Genomic DNA, 259 nt, shown 5'->3' on the forward strand with positions numbered 1-259 from the left:
GGTCAGGCATGACCTAGTTGCCGGGTTACCGGCCTTTTTATACGGAGACGCGATGGACACACAACGCGCCCATCAGCTTATCGATCAGTTACTAGCTGAAGATTTCAAGAAACTCGATGACGTTCATTTCAGGTACTTCGTGTTTGCTGGACTCGTAGAAGGCTTTGACAACGATGAGCAGTGCATCAAAGATCGCGCTGATTACGCGCATCTTGTGCCGGAGCGACTAAACGGGCTTCCGCACGTAGAAGAGGAAAAG

The 259-nt window shown here is 50.6% G+C and carries 1 protein-coding gene; it reads left to right on the plus strand.

What is annotated here, in order from left to right; genetic code table 11:
- Window positions 1-52: 52 nt before the first annotated feature.
- Window positions 53-259: hypothetical protein (locus AC1RO3_RS07840; RefSeq protein ID WP_481763906.1), on the plus strand; the 207-nt coding region annotated here is incomplete at its 3' end.

The sequence above is a fragment of the Dellaglioa sp. CoH-57-MRSF-19 genome (genome assembly GCF_056781975.1).